The following is a 697-nucleotide window of genomic DNA, read 5'->3' as shown; positions in this document are numbered from 1 at the left end:
TCAAGGTCTTCCCGGTGCGCGTCGTGCTGACGCCGGGGGAACCGGTGCAGACCATGACGATAGAGAACAGCAGCAAGGAAAGCGCCCGCGTCCAGCTCCGCATCTATGGCTGGCGGCAGGAAAAGGGCGAAGACGTGCTGGAAGAGACCCGCGATGTGCTCGCCAATCCCGCCCTGTTCGAGGTGCGGCCCGGCGCCGTGCAGATCGCGCGCTTCGGCCTGAGGACGGGAACAGGCGCTGCGGAGAAGAGCTATCGCGTGATCCTGGAGGAGGTGCCCGGCACCCGCGCGGTTCCCGCCGGAACCGTCCAGACGCTCCTGCGGATCAGCATTCCGATCTTCGTGCCCCCGGCTCGCGGGTCGGGCAGGCTGGTCTGGCGCGCCTGGCCCAGCGGACCGCGCCAGATGACCTTCGCCATCCGCAACGAAGGCAACGCCCATGTGCAGATCAACCGCCTGATCCTGTCGCGCAAGGGCGGTCCGCAAGTGGCCCGGCAGGACATGTCGGTCTATCTGCTCCCCGGCTCCTCGCAGCAGGTCGTCCTCGACACTGCCGCATCCATCGCTTCCGGCCAGACCCTGAAACTCGACGCAATGACCGATCAGGCGGATGTCGCCGCGGAGATCGTTGCAGAGGAGCGGCCCCGTGAAGTCGCGCGCCCTTGAAGGGGCCATGGTCGCGCTCTGCCTCCTGTCCC

1 protein-coding gene is annotated in these 697 nt (G+C 67.6%); it reads left to right on the top strand.

From position 1 onward, the window contains the following. Positions 1 to 665: molecular chaperone (locus K7W03_RS27575; RefSeq protein WP_222888148.1), on the top strand; the 665-nt coding region annotated here is incomplete at its 5' end. Positions 666 to 697: the final 32 nt, after the last annotated feature.

The sequence above is a fragment of the Sphingobium sp. PNB genome (assembly GCF_019873065.1).
GTDB lineage: Bacteria > Pseudomonadota > Alphaproteobacteria > Sphingomonadales > Sphingomonadaceae > Sphingobium > Sphingobium fuliginis.
Note: the sequence above shows the minus strand (reverse complement) of the source record. Positions and strands in the feature narration are given on the sequence as shown.